The 21,663-nt window shown below is 47.9% G+C and carries 12 protein-coding genes and 1 tRNA gene; all 13 read right to left on the bottom strand.

The window, feature by feature from the left end; translation table 11 throughout:
- Positions 1-7 precede the first annotated feature (7 nt).
- On the bottom strand, positions 8-1,669 hold the full coding sequence (locus tag JHU38_RS01940; protein WP_232369801.1) for a RagB/SusD family nutrient uptake outer membrane protein: 1,662 nt from the start codon (positions 1,667-1,669) through the stop codon (positions 8-10).
- A 16-nt stretch (positions 1,670-1,685) separates the two neighbouring features.
- On the bottom strand, positions 1,686-4,784 hold the full coding sequence (locus tag JHU38_RS01935; protein WP_107581777.1) for a SusC/RagA family TonB-linked outer membrane protein: 3,099 nt from the start codon (positions 4,782-4,784) through the stop codon (positions 1,686-1,688).
- A gap of 232 nt (positions 4,785-5,016) precedes the next feature.
- The gene (locus JHU38_RS01930; protein WP_232369800.1) at positions 5,017-8,934 is read right to left on the bottom strand and encodes a hybrid sensor histidine kinase/response regulator transcription factor; all 3,918 of its coding nucleotides are present in this window, start codon (positions 8,932-8,934) and stop codon (positions 5,017-5,019) included.
- Positions 8,935-8,993: 59 nt separating this feature from the next.
- Positions 8,994-9,308 (bottom strand): DUF3467 domain-containing protein, encoded by a 315-nt coding sequence (locus JHU38_RS01925; protein WP_107581776.1) that lies wholly within the window; start codon positions 9,306-9,308, stop codon positions 8,994-8,996.
- Positions 9,309-10,326: 1,018 nt separating this feature from the next.
- On the bottom strand, positions 10,327-14,661 hold the full coding sequence (gene rpoC, locus JHU38_RS01920; protein WP_107581775.1) for a DNA-directed RNA polymerase subunit beta': 4,335 nt from the start codon (positions 14,659-14,661) through the stop codon (positions 10,327-10,329).
- Positions 14,662-14,673: 12 nt separating this feature from the next.
- Positions 14,674-18,486, bottom strand: coding sequence for a DNA-directed RNA polymerase subunit beta (rpoB, locus tag JHU38_RS01915; protein WP_207859274.1), 3,813 nt, complete (start codon positions 18,484-18,486; stop codon positions 14,674-14,676).
- 121 nt (positions 18,487-18,607) lie between these two features.
- Entirely contained in the window at positions 18,608-18,985 is a 378-nt protein-coding gene (gene rplL / locus JHU38_RS01910) for a 50S ribosomal protein L7/L12 (protein ID WP_107581773.1), read from the bottom strand.
- A gap of 55 nt (positions 18,986-19,040) precedes the next feature.
- A complete protein-coding gene (rplJ, locus tag JHU38_RS01905; protein ID WP_107581772.1) occupies positions 19,041-19,559 on the bottom strand; it encodes a 50S ribosomal protein L10 in 519 nt (172 codons plus the stop codon).
- 18 nt (positions 19,560-19,577) lie between these two features.
- On the bottom strand, positions 19,578-20,270 hold the full coding sequence (rplA, locus tag JHU38_RS01900; RefSeq protein WP_107581771.1) for a 50S ribosomal protein L1: 693 nt from the start codon (positions 20,268-20,270) through the stop codon (positions 19,578-19,580).
- Positions 20,271-20,290: 20 nt separating this feature from the next.
- On the bottom strand, positions 20,291-20,731 hold the full coding sequence (gene rplK / locus JHU38_RS01895; protein ID WP_107581770.1) for a 50S ribosomal protein L11: 441 nt from the start codon (positions 20,729-20,731) through the stop codon (positions 20,291-20,293).
- A 91-nt stretch (positions 20,732-20,822) separates the two neighbouring features.
- Positions 20,823-21,368 carry a transcription termination/antitermination protein NusG gene (gene nusG, locus JHU38_RS01890; protein WP_107581769.1) on the bottom strand — a complete coding sequence of 182 codons (546 nt, stop codon included), beginning with the start codon at positions 21,366-21,368 and terminating at the stop codon, positions 20,823-20,825.
- An 8-nt stretch (positions 21,369-21,376) separates the two neighbouring features.
- A complete protein-coding gene (gene secE, locus JHU38_RS01885) occupies positions 21,377-21,565 on the bottom strand; it encodes a preprotein translocase subunit SecE (protein WP_107581768.1) in 189 nt (62 codons plus the stop codon).
- Positions 21,566-21,578: 13 nt separating this feature from the next.
- A tRNA-Trp gene (locus JHU38_RS01880) sits at positions 21,579-21,654 on the bottom strand.
- Between the last annotated feature and the right edge of the window lie 9 nt (positions 21,655-21,663).

The raw sequence follows: 21,663 nt of genomic DNA, 5'->3' as shown, positions 1-21,663 counted from the left end.
GTTATCGTTATTCTTCTTGGAAGGTACGGTTATTCAGCAAATCCGGATACTTGCTGCTATACACTTTCGGAATGGGATAATAGCGACGTTTATCAAAGCGTTTGAGTGGCGCCGTAGAGAACTTGGGATAGACCGACCACTCCGCACTCAACGCGCCAGATGTCAAGCCCATATTCCTTTCCTTGGTTTCCACTTTCGACTTGATGGCGTCCATATACGCGTCCATTCTGTCTTTCCAAAGCCCCATCCTGATAAGGTCTATCCGACGGCAACCCTCATTATTGAGTTCAAGCAATCGCTCATCACAAAGAGCCGACCGGAAATCCGCCTTTGTCGTAAAATCAGTCATGGCGTAATCATGCGTCGTATTGCCGAAAGCACGTTCACGAATTTGATTCAACAATGCTAAAGAGGTCTGGTTGACCCCATTCAGTTCGTTCAGAATCTCTGCCTTACATAATAAAACATCAGCATAGCGCAGAAGAATCAGGTTGTTGGGCGTGTTATAATTATAAGTTCCGGCTTTCTCATAAAAATACTTATTGGTATAGGCCTGTGCCAGTTCCACAACAATGGGACTACTCGATTCGTTATTCAGCGTACCCACTTCCCGACGAGTCGGCACTTTGTATTTCTTGTTTGCGTCATACACATCGGTGTATTCGCCTACCAAGAGTTTTGAGAAGCGCTGATCCGTCGCGTCATATTTCCAATACAATTCCAATGGGATACTGAAGATATCCCATCCGTAATTATAACTCCAAGGCGTGAAATACAAAGCGATGTCCGAACTTCCCGAAGGAACCTTCTCGCTGGAACGCACCGCAAAGATAATCTCATTATTATATAAGCTCTTTTCCGAAGTAGGATCAAATACGTCCCATATCGTGGGCTGAAGCGCGTAACGTCCCGTCGCAATGACACGATTGGCATAATTCAGGGCAGCCTGCCAACTTTCGGAAGCATCTGCTCCCTGTTCACGCTGATAGCCGGCCTTGCGCATATATAGCCTCATCAGATAGCCATAGGCTGCGCCCGCAGTGGGCCTGCCCCCTTCACCGCCAACATTCTTCTTTTCCCACGTATCGGGCAACGCTGAAGCCGCAATCAGCAAATCTTGCTCCATAAGAGAATCAAGAGCCTCCACCGAAGCTAACACCGGAGAAGATACCGCATCATAAAAACCATTGGTAATCAAAGGCACACGATAAAAGGCATTGGTAAGCTGATAATAAGCAAAAGCCCGCATAAAGTGTGCTTCTGCCAAAAGCTCCTTTTTACGTGCGGCGTCTTTAAACCTACTTTCATCCATCGGCGTAATATTGTCGATGGCCGAGTTCGCACAACCGATCATTTGCCAGTTGCCATTATAGGCACGGGCAACGTCGACGTTACCGGCAAGATTGTTGTCATTCATGATCTCATAATCCAATCCCGCCTTGTATGCCGCGTCCGTAGACACATCATTGAGATAAAACGTAGCCGGATGCGTGCCTCCTTTCAGATAGCGATATATTCCATTCACACCCTCTTGGGCATTTTGTTCCGTCACATAGGCATTGTCTGCATTATATACAGAAGTCAGCTCCTCATCCAAATTGCATGAGGCAAGAAAGCTGCCTGCCATCGCACACAAAGCAAACCGTGCGATCTTATTTTGATAAATCATCGTCATTGTCTTACTGTTAGAATGTTATTTTACCACCGAAATTAAAAGTCCGGTACGCGGGATATGAGTTAAGATCCAACCCTTGCGCGACAGCACTGCTACCGTTGGTACTGATATCTGGGTCGAAACCTTTATATTTTGTAATCGTGAGCAAATTCTGCGCTCCCACAAACAAACGGATATTCTTGATAAAGTCAAGTTTCAACCAATGTCCTTTCAAGGTGTAACCCAATTCTATGTTTCTCAACTTCAAATAGTCAGCGTTCTCTACGAAGCGCGAATTGATGTAAGAGCCGTATTGTACCTCAGCTCTTCGGGTATAACCTTTACGCGGAACCGTCGTCGAAGGATTGCCTGCTGTCGTATAACTCTTTCCATTCTCATCCGTCATGATGCGTCCACCTTGTGTCCACCGATCCATCGATTCCTTGATTCGGTTGTTATCCTCAAGGTATATCCGCGTCAGGTTGAGCATCTTAGCGCCTAATGAAGCCTCCCAGAATACAGAAAGATCGAAATTCTTATAAGTAAACGTATTCTGCAGACCTAAGATGGTCTTAGGGATACCTGTACCCAAAACCTTGCGGTCTTTCTCGTCAATGATTCCATCGTTATTCAAATCTTTGAATTTCGGATCACCGGCCACAGCGTTAGGCTGTGCCTTATAAGTTTCACCCTGCTGCATGATACCGTCGAACACGTAGCCATAGATGGCGCTTAGCGGCTCACCTTCTTTCAGGATGATATACTCTTTCTCTTCGTATGAGCCATGAGGACGAATATATTGGAAGCGGGCTTGCCCATTGTTCAATCTCAACACTTTGCTGCGATTGGTTGAAAGATTAAACATAGACGTCCAGACAAAGTTCTTTGTATTGATATTGGTCGACTTTACGGAGAACTCGAATCCTCGGTTATCGATTTCACCGTCGTTCAACATCATGGCCGTGTATTCGAAACGGCGACCGTCTGAATTGGTATAGTTGGGAAAACCACCCGACGGGTGAATGGCGTCCGGACTCAAAAGGTCTTTCGTCCGCTTAATATAATAATCCAGACTCGCCTCAATCCTTCCGTCGAGCAGCAGCAAGTCGGCACCGATATTCCACTGCCGAGTCGTTTCCCACCGCAATCTATGGTTATAAGGATTAGACGGATACATTCCTTTTTGCGCCTCATTGCCACTGATATGCACGTCACGAACCGAATATTGATACTGCGAAAGCCCAAATCGAATCCCATCGTTACCGCTCAGTCCATAACTTGTTCTCAGCTTTATCTTCGAGAAAAGAGGCTTCGTAAAAGCCATAAAAGGTTCATCACCAATATGCCAGGCAAAAGAACCGGCGGGGAAAAAGCCCCAGCGATAATCAGCGCCGAAGACGGAAGAACCATCGGAACGCAACGACGCGTTGAAGATATACTTATCGTTGAATATATATTCCACACGACTGAAGAATGAGGCTTTCTTCAAAACAGACTCTCCCGAACCGATCCAATCAAGATGTTCGGCCGCTCCAATATTGCTATAACCGAATACGTCAGAGGCAAATCCATAGGCCTGTATCTCGTCGCCCCACCCTTTCTGATGGATATATGACGTGCCGACGATCAGTTTAAGCGCGTGCTTTTCTCCCAAGTTCGGTGTCCATGTCACGACACCTTCTATTTGATGTTTGGCATTCTCCTCGTGTCCGATAAAAGCCTGTCCGCCATACGACTGCCCTATCGTGGTAGAACGATCGTAATACTTCTGCGTCTTCAAATGGTCATAAGCATACGTGTAGCGCCCGCTGACCGTGAGCAACGGCAAGACATCCACCTCGGCAAACAAGGTTGCGTAGACCGTTGTGAATGTCCGGTTAAGTTTGGCACCGTTCATCTCGTCAAAAACGCCCGGCCTACGGGCCTTCACGCCAAAGACATCATACCCCTCGGTGTTCTTCCAAGGCTCAAGATTGAATATGCGATACATGATATTCTTGTCAGAAGAAATGGTTCCCATATCAAGAAACTTCTTCTTTGATTGCGAGAAATTGATATTCGCGCCCGTTCTTATCCTATTACTCAGCTTGAAGAACAAGTTGGTACGCCCGCCAAAGCGCTTATAATCCGTGTTATACAGAATGCCCGGCTCGGTGAGATAGTTGGCCGAAGCATATCCCGTCAGCCTGTCACTGCCACCCGAAATAGACAGTTGCTGCAGATTGGTAATGGTATTACGCGTCGTTTCTTTCACCCAGTCGGTTCCCTTACCACGATATTTTGCCTGCTCGGCCGTCCACACACTGCTCGTAGCCGTAGGATCCTGCTCGTAGAGGCGACGCTCCAAGGCAATCGTCTCGCCGGCGTCGAGCAATTCCCAAGGGTTATACATCAGTTTGGCAGCCGAACTGTTGGAATACTCTACATTGAATTGTCCGGCCTTTCCCCGCTTCGTTGTGATCAGGATAACACCATTGGCACCACGCGCGCCGTAGATTGCCGTGGTAGACGCGTCTTTCAATATCTCGATAGACTCGATGTCGTCCACGTTGATTTGGGTCATGTTATCCGTTTGAAAACCATCAATGACATACAGCGGTTCATTTTCCGCGCTTACCGACGAGGCGCCACGCACACGCACCGACACGCTTCCACCCGGCTCAAGCGAGTTCTGACGCACTTGCACGCCCGAGGCCCTGCCTTTCAAGAACTGTGACATATCGCTCACCACACCGGCCTCGATGTTGTCGGGCTTCAACGACGTGATTGCACCGGCCAGGTCGCGCTTCTTCGTTACGCCATAGCCCACCACCACGACATCTTCCAACGACAGCTGGTCGGGCCGCAGCGAGATATCAAGCGGCGCGAGCGTAGACGACTTCACCACAACTCGCTGCGTCGTCATGCCAAGAAATGAGAATTCCAATGTCTGGTTTACATTCACCGTAATATCATATTTACCGCCAATATCGGTAACCGTTCCTTTGCCCGTTCCCTTTATCTTCACCGAAACACCGGTAAGGGGCTCGCCACTGTCCGCGTCACGCACCGTACCACTGAGTTTTTTCTGCTGCGCGTAAAGGCAACAACAGAATAACATAGAAACAAATAGAAGAATTGTTTTTCTCATGTCATATAATAAATAGGTTATATAATAGAATTTGGTTTAAAAACCTGCCGCAAAGATAATCGAACCCACCCAAAAAGGTGTTCAAAATCTTCCAAACCTATTCCGTTTTTGTCTAAATATACCTATTTTCAAGGCTATGCCACAGCGAACAAGGCTTATATGGTTTCTAAACTTAAACCCAAATCGTTCATTAGAGTCCTTGACTGATTTGGGGTTAAATATGCCCGACGCTTCAAGATTCGTGCGCTCGCGTCCGATATGATGTAGGGGTCTGACCGGTAGCGGCTTTAAATACGGTGCTGAAATAACGTTGTGAGGTAAAACCGGTTTCAAAAGCGATATCGGCTATCGGCTTATCCGTCTTCTCAAGCAGGGCGCAAGCCATGGTAACGCGATATTTATTGACATATTCATTCACGCCCATGCCCGTCAACTGCTTCATCTTATTGTAAAGCGAGGCACGACTCATGGCAAGCGCGTCCGTAATTCGGGCTATATCGAACGAGGCATCGGCATAGCCCTCCTTCACTGTCGCGTTGAGTTTGATCATAAACCGCTCGTCGGCATTACTGCCGGTTGCCGCCTGAGGCGACAGTGCCAACGGATCTTGCTGGTATTTTTGTCTAAGCAGTTCTTTACGACGTAACTGCGTTTCGACGACCGAAACAAGCAATTCCGTATCAAAAGGCTTCGAAAGATAAGCGTCGGCACCGAGCTTATAGCCTATTTTCTGACTCTCGGCATCGCTCTTGGCCGTCAACAATATAACGGGGATGTGACTGATTTCGATATCTTCCTTGATATTTCTACATAGCTGATAGCCATCCATGGCGGGCATCATGACATCGCTCACCACAATATCCGGTTGCCGTTCTCTTAACAGGCGGAGCGCTTCTTCGCCGTCGCGCGCTTTCCATATACGACCGAACAACGGTTGCAGCTCCTCTTCCAAAAACTTCAGAAACTCTCGATTGTCATCAACCACCAATACCTGATAAGCCGTAAGGTCGAGCATGCGAACAGCCAACGGACTTGCCACCGAGGTAGCGGCAGCCTCCTGAGACTCCAATCCCCGCGTAGGCGAAATCCGATAGCGCAGTTCAAAAAACATAATCGTGCCTCCGCCCGGATTGTCCGCGGCCCCGATACGTCCTTTATGCTTCTCGACGAGTTCCTTACAGTAGGCCAGACCAATGCCACTACCCTGCTTCCGGTGCCGGCCTTGATAGAAACGTGTGAAGAGACGGTCCATATCAAGATTTTTAAGACCCGCGCCACGATCTTCTATCTGCACCCTGAGCATATCGTCGCGCAGGAATGTCCGGATGGTCACATCGGTATCTTCGCGGCTGAATTTCAACGCGTTCATCAACAAATTAGACAACACGACACGGATCTTTGCCCGGTCCATCTCGACGGGACGCAGACTGCTGTCTAATTGTAACACGGTTCGAACGCGCTTTTCCTTGAACTCTTGCGCGAAGTCGGCCAAAACTTCCTCCACCAAATGATTGATATCGGTAAAGGCCAATGTCAGCGAATCGCCCAAAGATGTATTCTTATCATACTCCAATACCCAGTTGATGATGTTTTTCATGTAGCCCGCCTGGCGAAACACACTCTCGATCTGTGCCCGCTGCGCGTCATCGACCGACATGGCCGAACCGCTCAACAGGCGTTTAAGGGGCGCGTAAATCAGTGTCAACGGTGTACGAAGCTCGTGGCTGATGTTGGTAAGAAACTGGATTTTATCTTCATTGAGCGCCTGCTGATGGAGCGCCATCTTCCACTTCATGCGTTGCCGATTGCGACGAATGGTCCACCATACAGCCAACGCGGCAATACATAACAACATGGCCAACGACACGAGAACAACCCATGTGCGGCGGTACCAAGGAGGCATGACCCTGAACGACACAAGCGACTTCTCACGCGTCCAACCGCCGTTCTTCGTCATATAAGCCACATAGACCGTATAATCGCCCGGGGCGAGCGAAGGAATATTGAAATCGGTAAGGTACGACTCGGTTATCGAGTTTTGTCGCTCTCCCCGTATGCGGTAACGGAAAAGGACATGCCGGAAGATGTCATTCTCATTCAGGTTGATCGTGATGCGCAACGAATTGAAGTTTTGCAATATCGTGTGGGGAAACGTTGCGGCCGTGTACAACTTGCCATTATGCTCCACCGACTGCAAATAGACCGTGATCGGATCCTGCCCCTCGTCGGTTATGCGCTTGTCGATTTTCACCAAACCGTTGATTCCTCCCATATAAATATAGGGAGAAGGAGTTGGTGTCACGTCGCGTGTGAGAATATCATTGGGCAAGAAGCCTTCCGATTCGTCCCATATCATACATCTGCCACTACGTGTGTCGTACGAAAAGAGCATATTCGACGCGTTAATCCAAAGACGGCTCCTGTCGTCGGATTGCATGGTCGAAATGTGTCCGAACAGGTTGACCGCCACCCTGCTGACCTTTCGGGGATGATACAAAGTACAGGTGTAGAGCCCTCCTGATGTGGCTATCCATAACTTTCCGGTTGCCTTCTCGCAGCATACAGACGTGATTTGCAAATCACGCCGCAAGGCGGTCAGCAGCCGTATGCAGCGCCGGGAGTCGACGCGATACAGGCAATTATCTTTTGAAAGCAAGGTGAGGCCGCCGGCCGTGTACATCATTTGCAACGACAACCGAGGCTGCGTGCCGCGCGCGAAACGCAGTTGCTCAAAGGTATGGGTGTCCGTTTGATAGGAATAAGTGTTGCGGCCCAGAATCAACAACGTTGTAGGCGAAGTGCGATAGGCCGTAGGTACAAATCCCGAATGACACTCTTCGGCATCCACTTGCCCATTGACAATCACAAAAGGGCTGTAGGTTCTGCTTTTTGTATGATATACGGAAAGTCCCTTACCATAGCGGGAGACCAAGAGAGCCGACGGCGAAAGATCGGTAACGGAAACAATCTTGTCGTTATAGGTGTTCAGATGGTGCGTAAAGACGTCCGTAGTCGGGTTGAAATAATTAAGGCCGCCACCATCGGTACCTACCCAAAGGCCGCCGTCAACAGACTTAAACAGGCTGATGACGACACGCTCACTCAAGCCGTTGTTACTGCCTAAGGTGCCATCAGTGTAGGTCTGAATATAAGTTTTCTTGAACTGAAAGAGACCGTCACGCACTGTCCCCGCCCACAAATTTCCATAATGGTCTTCGTAAAGGGTCTTGATGGAATTAATGGGCAACGAATGGCTGGCGCCGGGAATATGACGAAACGACCTCAACGCGCCGGTCTGTAGATTGAGTACCGATATGCCGCCCCCATCTGTTCCCAGCCACAACTGCTTTCGATGCTTTTTAATGCTCAACACGATATTGTTGGTAAGCGCGCTGTTGGCCGTATCATAGTGGCGAAGCAAACGGCCCGAACGGTCATAGCAAAACAGGCCTTGCTGGTAAAGAGATAAAAAGATCTCTTGACGCTCCCGGTCCCAATACAGCGCGTTCAATACCATTTCGCCCTTCACGATCAGAGGCCTCAGCACGTGATCGCGCAACGAATAGACGTAAATACCGTTACTCTCAGTGCCCACTAAAACGTTTTGTTGATCAAGCAACTGAAGAAAAGTGATCAGGTAATCGCCTTCCGCGGGCATATTCACCTTGCGCAAGGGGAGGCGGATAATCTTCTGTGTCTTACTGTCATAACGGTAGATAGCCGAATAACCGCCAAACAGAACGCCACCACGAACATTCTCTGCCGCGTGGATGGGACGTTCTATCCGCGCCACAAAAGTATCGCGACCGGGTACATAGCTGTAAAGTCCATGATCGGTCAGGACCCAAAGCGTATGGTCGCTCCCTTCAAAGAGCTGAATAATATTACCGGCCCGCGAGGATTTGTTGTCAACCGACGGATAAAAGTATTTCCTGATACTGCCGCGATCAACTCTGTTGAGTCCCTGCTTGGTTCCTACCCACAATGCTCCGTGGTAGTCGCGCAGAATGGTATTCACGGTAGCGTGCGACAAACCATGTTCAATGGAAATACGCTTAAAATAGTATTCTACCGCTTCTGCCCGCAGGAACGATGTCAGACAAAAGAAGCTGAACAACCAACCGTATATATGTCGATACTTTAAAATCAATCGAAATCAACTATGGGTATTTTCTCAACAATCAACAGCGAAGCCGACCATACGCGCCGTCAAGAGTGGGTGCCGCCGTTTCCGAACGGGGCGATCATGCGTTCTTCCTGTATTCCCAAATCGATTTTGCCAAACTCCTGCTCATATTTCATCAGGTTTTGCTGCAGGGCCGCGGCCAGACGTTTGGCATGTTCGGGCGCCATGATGATACGGCTGGCGACTTCGGGCTTGGGCATACCGGGTAAAATGGCCGCGAAATCGAGGATAAAATCGCAGTGGGAATGACTGATCAAGGCCAGATTGCTATACTTGCCAACGGCGATTTCCGGTTTAATTTCAAGATTTATTTCGGGTGTTTGATTGTTTTCTTCCATATCTGATTAATGTTTTTACGGTGTTAAAGTTATAACGATCATCAATAGCCGGTCACTGTTGACATGCTAAAGTTTGACAAAGATAAAAGAAAAAGGAGAAAAAAGCAAATGGATTAAAAGTTTTTAATCTACCGGCATGTGTTATGGATACAGAAAAGGCTTGTTATTCTACTTGCAAAAGGGGCTCGCCTGATAATTTACGGGGGCAAGTCTGCAAGTGATGAAGTCTCCGGCTTCATCACCTTGTAAGCCCATTCTCATTATATGGATTTAGTGTTTCCGTGTTTTTTGTCAGAAAAAGCTACCTGATTTTAACACTTCCGCAACGCTTCATCCGGCTGTCGGCACGCCGAAAAAAGTCCTTCGTTTTGCCGATTTCGACACCCTTTTATGCCCAAAACCATCCTTTTGTCGGCTCAAAGCACAACGATTACACCGTCAAACCATCGCTTTTAGCCGGCGAAAGGGGCGCGATTACGGTCTGAAAGCATAGCGATGAAAGGTAAAAAAGCGAAAGGGAAATACGCTAAAAAGCCCAATGTATTGATAACCTGTGCTTTATAAACTTGCTCTACAATCGTTTATTTCCGTCCGCCGCTTTTCTTTTTCAGAATAATGCCACTTTTTTCATAGTATATGTAAAGATAATTCAAGGCGCAGCAGCTATCGATTACGCCTGCTAGGGATAAGTTTTTTCTAAAATTAGCAGCGTTTTAATGCTTGATTGCCAAGGCGGAACGTGAAGAATCACTCCCTTACGGCTCACGCCACGCCGTTTTTCGGTAGACGCGAATCAGTTTTTTAGAGAAATACTTATCCCAAACTGGCGTCTCAGCAGCTATCGATTGATACTTGCAAAGCTGTCGCCGCCAATTTTCTACCGGGCCGTATGTTATCCAAATCTAAGCCTTTGAAAAGCGGTTCTTTTAGAAAACCACTGCGCAAAAGGCAAAAAAAGACATGCAAGTGTATCAAAACACTGCATGTCTATTGTTTATTTAAAGATATTGTTTAATTTTCAATCTTCAGTCTGTGCGCCCTGGGCCGCGAAATCAAGTACATTCTTGCGGTTAGCTTGCATACGATCGTGTTCCTCGCGTGACCCAACGATAAGCTTCTCCCACTGGCGCAGACCGGTACCGGAAGGAATGCGGTGACCACAGATCACATTCTCCTTCATACCTTCCAGATGATCGATCTTTCCACGGATGGCAGCCTCGTTGAGCACCTTGGTGGTTTCCTGGAACGAAGCCGCGCTCATGAAGCTCTTCGTAGCCAAAGCCGCACGGGTGATACCCTGCAGAATCTGGGTAGAAGTGGCGGGAACGGCGTCACGCACCTGAACAGGATTGAGGTCGCGGCGCTTAAGTGATGAGTTCTCGTCGCGAAGCTTGCGTGCGGTAACAATCTGACCTTTCTTGAACACCTGTGAGTCGCCGGCGTCGATAACGACCTTCTTACCCCAGATACGATCGTTCTCGTCAGAGAAGTCGAGCTTGTCTACGAGTTCCTGTTCGAGGAACGTAGTGTCACCCGGATCGTCAATGCGCACCTTGCGCATCATCTGACGCACGATGATCTCAAAGTGTTTATCGTTGATCTTCACACCTTGGAGACGATAAACATCCTGCACCTCATTCACGATATACTCCTGAACGGCCGTCGGACCCTTGATAGCCAGGATGTCACTCGGCGTGATGACACCGTCGGAAAGCGGCGTACCGGCACGCACGGCATCATGTTCCTGAACAAGAATCTGCTTCGACAGCGATACGAGATATTTCTTCTGGTCTCCGGTCTTGGATGTAACGACGATTTCACGGTTACCACGCTTGAGCTTACCGAGCGTCACCTCACCGTCGATTTCGGAAACGACAGCAGGATTGGACGGGTTGCGGGCCTCAAAGAGTTCGGTAACACGGGGAAGACCACCGGTGATGTCGCCGGCGCCACCTACGGCACGTGGAATCTTAATAAGCGTTTCACCCGTGCCGAGCGTCTGGCCATCCTCTACAGAGAGGTGACCGCCCACCGGCAAGTTATAGGTTCCTACCACCTCGCCTCCCGCGCCGATGATATCGACGGTAGGCACTTTGGTACGGTCCTTAGAGTCGGTGATGATTTTCTCGGTCATACCTGTGGTCTCGTCGGTTTCAGCATGATAAGTGACACCTTCGACAACGTCGTGGAATTTCAATGTACCCGCGTATTCAGACACGATGACGGCATTGAATGGGTCCCACTTGGCAATGAGCATTCCTTTCTTGACGACATCTCCATTCTGATTATAGAGTGACGATCCGTAGGGAACGTTGAGCGTACTGAGTACGATATTGGTATTGGGATCAACAAAGCGGACTTCTGCCAGACGGCTGACAACCATCTGACACTTCACGTCGCCGTTGTCACCATCCTCGACGAAGGGTACCGTGCGAAGCTCATCAAACTCAAGACGGCAGTCGTTCTTGGCAACGATGCTGGCATTGGCCGCAGCGTTACCGGCTACACCTCCGGCATGGAACGTTCGAAGGGTGAGCTGTGTCCCCGGCTCACCAATAGCTTGGGCCGCGATGACACCGACAGCCTCGCCGAGCTGAACCATACGTGCCGTAGCAAGGTTACGGCCGTAACACTTCATACAAACACCATGCTTGCTCTCACAAGTGAGCACAGAACGGATTTCAACCATTTCGATAGGTGAATTCTCAATAGCCTGGGCCTTCTCTTCAGTGATTTCCTCGCCGGCATGTACAAGCACTTCGCCGGTAGAAGGATGAATCACGTCGTGCACTGATACACGGCCGAGAATACGTTCGTAGAGCGACGAGATGGTCTCGTCACCATTCTTCAACGCACGGCACTCAAGACCACGCAACGTTCCACAGTCCTCTTCATTGATAATCACATCGTGGCTGACATCGACCAGACGACGGGTAAGATATCCGGCGTCGGCTGTCTTCATAGCCGTATCGGCCAAACCTTTACGGGCACCGTGAGAAGAGATGAAGTACTCAAGCACGGACATGCCTTCCTTAAAGTTGGAGAGGATAGGATTCTCGATAATCTGCGCCCCTTCGGCACCCGCCTTTTGGGGCTTAGCCATCAAACCACGCATACCGGAAAGCTGCTTGATCTGGTCTTTAGAACCACGGGCTCCGGAGTCGAGCATCATATATACGGCGTTGAAACCTTGGTCGGCCTCGGTCATTTCTTTCATCAAGACATCACCCAACTCGTTGTTTACGTGTGTCCAGGCGTCAATAACCTGATTGTAACGCTCCTTGTCGGTGATGAAACCCATATTATAGTTATTGGTGATTTCCTCTACCTCTCGTTGTCCCTTGCCTACGATATCGGATTTCTCGGCAGGAATGATGATATCATCGAGGTTGAAAGAAAGTCCGGCAACATAAGACATGCGATAACCGAGGTTCTTGATACCATCGAGGAACTCACAGGCACGAGCCATACCCACCGCTTTGATAACGTCGGCAATGAGACCGCGGAGGCTCTTCTTGGAGATGATACCATTGAAGAAGCCCACCTCTTCGGGAATAATCTGATTGACGATGACGCGACCGACAGAGGTTTCGACCACACGGCGCGTGAACTTGCCGTCGACAAGATCATTGACAGCGACCTTGACTTGGGCATGGAGATCGCAGCGACCTTCGTTATGAGCGATGAGCGCTTCCTCCGGACCGTAGAAAGTAAGGCCTTCGCCCTTGGCTCCCGGACGAATCTTAGTGATATAGTAAAGGCCGAGCACCATGTCCTGTGAAGGAACGGTGATAGGCGCGCCATTGGCTGGGTTGAGGATATTATGGCTCTGGAGCATCAATATCTGTGCTTCGAGAATGGCCTCATTGCTCAACGGGAGGTGAACAGCCATCTGGTCACCGTCGAAGTCGGCGTTGAAAGCCGTACAAGCCAGCGGATGGAGCTGGATAGCCTTACCCTCTATGAGCTTGGGCTGGAACGCCTGAATACCCAGACGGTGGAGCGTCGGCGCACGGTTGAGCATGACGGGATGACCCTTCATGACATTTTCGAGAATATCCCAGATAACGGGTTCACGACGATCGACAATCTTCTTGGCACTCTTCACAGTCTTCACAATACCGCGTTCGATGAGTTTACGGATGATGAACGGCTTATAGAGTTCGGCTGCCATCAACTTAGGCAGACCGCATTCGCCCATCTTCAACTCAGGACCAACGACGATAACGGAACGTGCGGAATAGTCGACACGCTTACCAAGGAGATTCTGACGGAAGCGACCTTGCTTACCTTTGAGTGAATCGGAGAGAGACTTCAAAGGACGATTGCTCTCGCTCTTAACGGCAGAAGCCTTGCGAGAGTTGTCGAACAAGGAGTCGACAGCTTCCTGGAGCATACGCTTTTCATTACGGAGAATCACCTCTGGAGCCTTAATCTCCATCAAACGCTTCAAACGATTGTTGCGAATGATGACACGACGATAAAGATCATTGAGGTCGGAAGTGGCGAAACGGCCACCATCCAATGGCACCAATGGGCGAAGCTCTGGCGGAATGACAGGGATAATCTTCATGATCATCCACTCGGGGCGGTTAACGCCCTGAGAAGCACGGAAAGACTCAACAACTTGCAAACGCTTCAAGGCCTCGGTCTTACGCTGTTGGCTGGAGTCGTTGTTGGCACGATCGCGCAGCTCATAAGAAAGTGAGTCAAGATCGAGATCGACCAAAAGGTCGTAGACGGCCTCGGCACCCATCTTCGCAACGAACTTATTAGGATCGTTGTCGTCGAGCATATCATTGTTAGGATCTACCTGATTGTCGAGAATATTGATGTACTCTTCTTCTGAAAGCAGGTCCATCTTGTGCGAACCATTCACTTCCATACCCTCGGCATCTTTCTTGCCTTCCATCAATCCCGGCTTGATAACCACGTACTTTTCATAATATACGATGGCGTCGAGCTTCTTGGTAGGCATTCCGAGCAAATAACCAATCTTGTTGGGCAATGAGCGGAAGTACCAGATGTGGGCAACGGGAACGACCAGTTCAATATGGCCGGAACGCTCACGGCGGACCTTCTTTTCAGTTACTTCCACACCACAACGGTCGCAGACGATACCCTTGTAACGGATGCGCTTATACTTACCGCAGGCGCACTCATAATCACGGGTGGGACCGAAGATGCGCTCACAGAAGAGACCGTCGCGCTCGGGTTTGTAGGTACGATAATTTATGGTTTCGGGTTTCGTAACCTCACCAAACGAATTTTCCAGAATCTCTTCGGGAGAAGCAAGACCGATGGTTATCTTCGTAAAATTATTTTTTACCTTTATATCTTTTTTAAAAGCCATGTTTCTTACACTTTAATCGAGTTTAATACTTAGACCGAGACCACGAAGCTCATGCAACAAAACGTTGAGAGACTCCGGGATTCCGGGTGTTGGCATAGGATCGCCCTTGACGATAGCTTCATAAGCCTTGCTGCGACCTACGGTGTCGTCAGACTTGATGGTCAGGATTTCCTGAAGTATGTGGCTTGCGCCAAAGGCCTCGATGGCCCAAACTTCCATTTCCCCGAAACGTTGTCCACCAAATTGCGCCTTACCACCGAGCGGCTGTTGCGTAATGAGTGAGTACGGACCGATAGAACGGGCGTGCATCTTGTCTTCAACCATGTGGCCGAGTTTCAAGAAGTAGGTGACACCTACGGTAGCAGGTTGGTCAAACTTCTCACCGGTTTCACCATCATAGATATAAGTTGAGCAGAGACGCGGCAGACCGGCTTTGTCTGTCCATTCCGAGAGGTCGTCAAGTTTAGCTCCGTCGAAGATCGGTGTAGCAAACTTACATCCCAACTTACGGCCGGCAGCGCCCAAGATCGCTTCGAAAATCTGTCCAAGGTTCATACGGGAAGGCACACCCATGGGGTTCAATACCAAATCAACCGGGCGTCCGTCTTCCAAGAATGGCATGTCTTCCATGCGCACAACCTTAGAAACAATACCCTTATTACCATGGCGACCGGCCAGCTTATCACCAACCTGAATCTTACGTTTCTTGGCTACATAGACTTTAGCCATCTGGATAATACCCGAAGGCAGTTCATCACCGATAGAGATAGCAAACTTGCGACGCTTCAATTCTGCATCGAGCTGCTTGTACTTACGGATGTAATTCATGATGAGCTGCTGAACCAAGCTGTTGACATGCTCATCTTCCGTCCAGTCATTACTCTGGATACCATCATATTCGAGATTCTTCAGAACGGTAGCGGTAAACTTGCTACCCTTCGTTACAATCTCAGCCCCGGTGTAATCCTTCACGCCTTGGCAAGTCTTATCTTCTGTCAGCTCAAGAAGTTTGTCGACAAGAATATCTTTCAAGTCATTGTTCTTGGCCTCATACTCTTCATCGATTTTGGCAAGAATGATCTTATCCTGCTTCTTGGAGTCGCGTGTCTTTACCGCACGTGAGAAGAGTTTCTTGTCGATAACGACACCACTCAATGACGGATTAGCCTTCAAAGACGAATCTTTCACGTCACCGGCCTTGTCGCCAAAGATGGCACGAAGCAACTTCTCTTCCGGTGAAGGATCGCTTTCACCCTTAGGCGAAATCTTACCAATGAGGATGTCGCCCGGCTCTACACGAGCGCCGACGCGAATGATACCATTATCATCGAGGTCTTTAGTTGCCTCCTCACTGACATTAGGAATATCCGCCGTAAACTCTTCGACACCGCGCTTGGTCTCACGAACATCAAGTGAATACTCATCCACGTGAACAGAAGTGAGTACGTCATCACGTACCATACGCTCTGAAATAACAACGGCGTCCTCATAGTTATAACCCTTCCAAGGAATGTACGCAACGAGAAGATTACGGCCCAAAGCCAATTCACCGTTCTCTGTAGCATAACCTTCCGTAAGGATATCACCATTCTTCACGCGCTGTCCCTTAGTACAGATCGGACGAAGGTCGATGGTCATATTCTGATTGGTACGACGGAACTTCGGAATACGGTATTCTTTCAAAGCCGGCTCGAAGCTGACGAACTCTTCTTCTTCGGTGCGATCATAAAGAACACGGATGGTTGTCGCGTCAACATACTCGATAACACCTTCGCCTTCGGCAATTATCATGGTGCGAGAATCCTCACAAACCTGCTTCTCAAGACCTGTACCAACAATTGGCGCGTCGTTGTGAAGCAATGGAACGGCCTGACGCATCATGTTACATCCCATCAGCGCACGGTGACCGTCGTCATGCTCCAAGAAAGGAATCAGGGCAGCGGAAACAGACGCGATCTGCTGTGGAGACACGTCAACCAAATCTACCTGATCAGGGGCAACAACGGGGTAATCAGCATCCTGACGACACTTAACGGTCTCACGGATAAATGAGCCATCAACCTGTAACGGGGCGTTACCCTGGCCGATAATCTTATCTTCCTCCTCTTCGGCCGTCAGATAAACAACATCCTTGTTGTCCATATCCACCTTGGAATCGCGAACATCGCGGTAAGGAGTGACGATGAAGCCAAGGTCATTAATCTTAGCGTATACACAGAGAGAAGAGATAAGACCGATGTTAGGACCTTCAGGACTCTCAATAGGACACAAACGACCATAGTGTGTATAGTGAACGTCACGAACCTCGAAGCCGGCACGTTCACGAGACAAACCACCGGGACCAAGCGCAGAGAGACGACGCTTGTGCGTTACCTCGGCAAGCGGATTGGTCTGGTCCATAAATTGGCTCAGAGGATTCGTACCAAAGAAAGAGTTGATTACACTTGAAATGGTCTTGGCGTTAATCAAATCTGTCGGTGTGAACACTTCGTTATCACGAACATTCATGCGCTCACGGATGGTACGGCTCATACGGGCAAGGCCGATAGCAAACTGATTGCTCAATTGCTCACCTACCGTACGGACACGACGATTGCTCAAGTGGTCAATATCATCAACGGTAGCGTTGGAATTAACCAATTGAATCAAATATTTGATAATCTCGATGATATCGTCCTTTGTCAACACACGGACATCCATATCGGTATCGAGACCTAATTTCTTATTAATACGATAACGGCCTACTTCTCCCAAATCATAACGCTTGTCTGAGAAGAACAAATTCTGGAATACCTCACGGGCACTGGCGTCATCAGCAGGATCGGCATTACGCAACTGACGATAGATGTAGTTGACAGCTTCTTTCTCCGAATTGCTCGGATCCTTAGCAAGCGTGTTGAAAACAATCGTGAATTTATTCGCGGCTTCAGCATCCTTATGGAGAAGAATCGTTGAAGCGCCGCTATCAAGAATTTCACCGACATTTTCTTCGGTCAGTTCTGTCTCGCGCTCCATGATAACCTCATTGCGCTCGATAGATACAACTTCGCCTGTATCCTCATCAACAAAGTCTTCATTCCAGCTCTTCAATACACGTGCCGCAAGCTTACGACCGATAGAAGCCTTCATATTCTTCTTGTTCACCTTCACTTCCTCGGCGAGATCGAATATCTGAAGAATATCCTTATCCTGCTCAAAGCCCATGGCACGAAGCAAGGTTGTTACAGGCAACTTCTTCTTACGATCGATGTAAGCATACATCACATTATTAATATCAGTAGCAAACTCAATCCATGAACCCTTGAACGGGATTATACGAGCACTGTAAAGCACTGTACCATTGGCATGCACGCCTTGTCCGAAGAACACGCCGGGTGAACGGTGTAACTGCGAAACGACGACACGTTCTGCACCATTGATAACGAAAGTGCCATTCTTAGTCATATAAGGAATTGTACCCAGAAATACATCCTGAATAAATGTACCGAAATCCTCATGATCGGGATCGGTGCAATACAGTTTCATCTTGGCCTTAAGAGGTACGCTATAAGTGAGTCCACGCTCAAGACACTCATCAATCGTGTAACGAGGCGGATCAATATAGTAATCCAAGAACTCAAGAACGAAATTATTACGTGTGTCGGTGATAGGGAAGTTCTCGGCGAAAACCTTATACAAACCGTCATTCTTGCGTTCCTCAGGTGGAGTATCCAACTGTAAGAAGTCCTTAAACGACTTCAACTGCACATCGAGAAAATCCGGATAAGGAAACGGATTATGCACGCTGGCGAAATTTACTCTGTTATCAACAATGTTTGTAGCCATAAATTATTTTTTAATTGGCTGCCACCCAAGCGCGGCAGCTAATTATGATAAAAGACACAAAAAGGTTAGGACCCACCTACTTAGTAGATCCTAACCATATTCGAAAAGTTTAAAGGTTTAATTACTTAAGCTCAACCTTAGCGCCGGCTTCTTCGATAGCCTTCTTCAGGTTCGCAGCCTCTTCCTTAGAAAGACCTTCCTTAACGGTAGCGGGAGCTCCGTCTACGAGATCCTTAGCTTCTTTCAAGCCGAGACCACAAGCTTCCTTAACAGCCTTAACAACCTGGAGCTTTGTAGCACCAACCTCTGTGAGGACTACATCGAAAGATGACTTCTCCTCAGCTGCAGCAGCACCTGCGGTAGCAGGACCAGCAGCTACAGCAACAGCTGCAGCAGCAGGCTCAATACCATACTCGTCCTTCAGGACTGTTGCCAACTCATTAACTTCCTTAACAGTAAGATTTACTAATTCTTCTGCAATAGCTTTTACGTCTGCCATTTTATTTTATAATTTTAATTTGTTCTTAAAAAAATTAATTGACTTTAAGTGTGTATTATTCAGGACGCTCGCCTAAAGTCTTGAGCACACCATGGATGGTGTTTGCGCCTGACTGAAGAGCAGAAACAACGTTCTTCGTCGGAGACTGGAGCAAAGCAACAATCTCTGCGATAACTTCGTTCTTGCTCTTGAGAGCAGCAAGCTCATCAAGTTTGTCAGCACCAACATAGATGCTTTCTTCCGCATAAGCAGCCTTCAATGCAGGAATACCTTCCTTAACATATTCTTTCAGCAGCTTAGCCGGAACATTCGCTGTATTAGAGAATAAAACAGCCGTATTTCCCTTGAGAGCGGTGTAAATAGGTTCATAATCCACATCAGAAGCCTCAAAAGCCTTGTGAAGAAGGTTGTTCTTTACAACGACCATCTTGATCTCCTTCTGGAAACACTTGCGACGGAGATTGGAAGTTGCCTCAGCATTCAATCCGGTAACATCTACCAGATAGAAGTGAGCGTACTCCTTCATCTTCTGTCCAAGCTCTACAATAACAGTATCTTTTACTTCTTTCTTCATTTTACAAAACTTTTAGAGTTATTCAACTGATTTAGGATCAATCTTGATACCCTTACTCATTGTGCTCGAAATAAAGATACTCTTGATATATGTACCTTTTGCGGCAGCAGGCTTCAGCTTGACAACCGTAGAGATAAACTCCTTAGCATTACCAAAAAGCTGTTCAGCGGTCATACTCACCTTGCCAATTGACGTGTGGATAATACCAGCCTTGTCAACCTTAAAGTCAATCTTACCTTGCTTTACTTCCTTAACTGCCTTAGCAACATCCATCGTTACAGTTCCGCTCTTAGGGTTTGGCATCAAACCGCGAGGACCGAGAACACGGCCCAAAGGTCCAAGCTTGCCCATGCAAGACGGCATGGTGATAATGACGTCAATGTCTGTCCAACCACCTTTGATCTTCTCGACATATTCATCAAGACCAACATAATCAGCACCTGCTTCCTTAGCAGCAGCCTCCTGGTCAGGAGTACAGAGAGCAAGAACTCGTGTAACCTTACCGGTACCGTTCGGCAATGAGACAACACCGCGAACCATCTGATTGGCCTTACGAGGGTCTACACCAAGACGGACATCCATATCGACAGAAGCTTCAAACTTAGTTGTGGTAATTTCCTTAACCAGCTCTGTAGCTTCCTTCAATGTGTATGTCTTCCCTGCTTCAACCTTCTCTGCTACTGATTTTTGATTTTTTGTCAGTTTACTCATTTTCTTAATTGAAGTTTTTTTTATTTACCAGGGAAGTCCCCTTTTACAGTGATACCCATACTACGGGCTGTACCGGCTACAAGCTTCATAGCTGACTCTACTGTGAAACAGTTAAGATCCTTCAACTTGTCCTCAGCGATGACCCGTACCTGTTCCCAAGTAACGGAACCAACCTTCTTACGGTTGGGCTCGCCGGAGCCGCTCTTGACCTTGGCTGCTTCTTTCAGCTGAACCGCTGCGGGAGAAGTCTTGATCTCGAAGCTGAATGACTTGTCGGTATAGTAAGTGATAACAACAGGAAGAATCTTTCCTGCCTTATCCTGGGTGCGGGCATTGAACTCCTTACAGAATCCCATGATATTGATACCCTTAGAACCAAGTGCAGGTCCTACAGGAGGAGAAGGATTCGCAGCGCCACCTTTAATCTGTAATTTGATTAATCCAGCAACTTCTTTAGCCATTTCTTTTGTTAATAATTAATTGTTTTATATATCAGCTGAAAGAATGGAAGCTACTCCAGCTTGTTTGGATAAAATAACGTAACAATAAATTTTATCCTTCTTTTTCTACTTGCATGAAACCAAGTTCCAACGGAGTTTTGCGACCGAATATCTTCACCATTACCTTGAGTTTATGCTTTTCCGCATTCACTTCTTCGATAACGCCGCTGAACCCGCTGAACGGACCATCCGTTACTTTCACAGTCTCATCCACTACATAAGGGATCGTGACCGTATCTTCAATCTCGGTCTCCTCGGCTGTACCCAACATACGGTTTATATCCGACAGAGGAACCGGAGACGGATTATCAAGTCCACCTAAGAAGCCCAGACAATTAGGCATAAAGCGCAATGTATGAGCCACATCGCCAATTAAGTTCGCTTCAACAAAAACATAGCCAGGAAGAGAAACTTTCTCCTTGACTACACGTTTGCCATTTCTGAGAGAAGCATGCTTCTCTACAGGAATCAGCACTTGATAAACATTGGCAGCCAACAAGTCGTTATGCTTCATTTCGGCCTCAATGTATTCTTTGAGTTTAGCCTCTTTTCCACTAACGGCTTTTACTACATACCAATTCTTTTTTGAACCAGCCATGTCCTTGTTTAATTAGGGTAAATCATGCTCATCACAAATTTAAACACACTATCCATGCAGAACACTACAAGCGCAATGACAAGGGTAGCAGATAATACAACCATTGCGCTGTGGGTCAGTTCGGCACGTGTAGGCCAAGTTGTTCTATGAGCAAGCTCTTGATAACAAGCTTTGCAATAATTTACGATCTTATTCATATTATCTTCTGATTGGCACGGGTTGGAGGGCTCGAACCCCCGACACCTGGTTTTGGAGACCAGTGCTCTACCAACTGAGCTAAACCCGTAAAAAAGTT

The sequence above is a fragment of the Prevotella illustrans genome (genome assembly GCF_017426725.1).
Taxonomy (GTDB): domain Bacteria; phylum Bacteroidota; class Bacteroidia; order Bacteroidales; family Bacteroidaceae; genus Prevotella; species Prevotella illustrans.
This window is presented reverse-complemented; position numbering and strand designations above follow the sequence as displayed.

What these genes read in the sequence shown, in the direction of transcription:
- JHU38_RS01940 (WP_232369801.1), bottom strand. Translation starts at nt 1,669, where the DNA reads ATGATTTATCAAAATAAGATCGCACGGTTTGCTTTGTGTGCGATGGCA.
- JHU38_RS01935 (WP_107581777.1), bottom strand. Translation starts at nt 4,784, where the DNA reads ATGAGAAAAACAATTCTTCTATTTGTTTCTATGTTATTCTGTTGTTGC.
- JHU38_RS01925 (WP_107581776.1), bottom strand. Translation starts at nt 9,308, where the DNA reads ATGGAAGAAAACAATCAAACACCCGAAATAAATCTTGAAATTAAACCG.
- rpoC (WP_107581775.1), bottom strand. Translation starts at nt 14,661, where the DNA reads ATGGCTTTTAAAAAAGATATAAAGGTAAAAAATAATTTTACGAAGATA.
- rpoB (WP_207859274.1), bottom strand. Translation starts at nt 18,486, where the DNA reads ATGGCTACAAACATTGTTGATAACAGAGTAAATTTCGCCAGCGTGCAT.
- rplL (WP_107581773.1), bottom strand. Translation starts at nt 18,985, where the DNA reads ATGGCAGACGTAAAAGCTATTGCAGAAGAATTAGTAAATCTTACTGTT.
- rplJ (WP_107581772.1), bottom strand. Translation starts at nt 19,559, where the DNA reads ATGAAGAAAGAAGTAAAAGATACTGTTATTGTAGAGCTTGGACAGAAG.
- rplA (WP_107581771.1), bottom strand. Translation starts at nt 20,270, where the DNA reads ATGAGTAAACTGACAAAAAATCAAAAATCAGTAGCAGAGAAGGTTGAA.
- rplK (WP_107581770.1), bottom strand. Translation starts at nt 20,731, where the DNA reads ATGGCTAAAGAAGTTGCTGGATTAATCAAATTACAGATTAAAGGTGGC.
- nusG (WP_107581769.1), bottom strand. Translation starts at nt 21,368, where the DNA reads ATGGCTGGTTCAAAAAAGAATTGGTATGTAGTAAAAGCCGTTAGTGGA.
- secE (WP_107581768.1), bottom strand. Translation starts at nt 21,565, where the DNA reads ATGAATAAGATCGTAAATTATTGCAAAGCTTGTTATCAAGAGCTTGCT.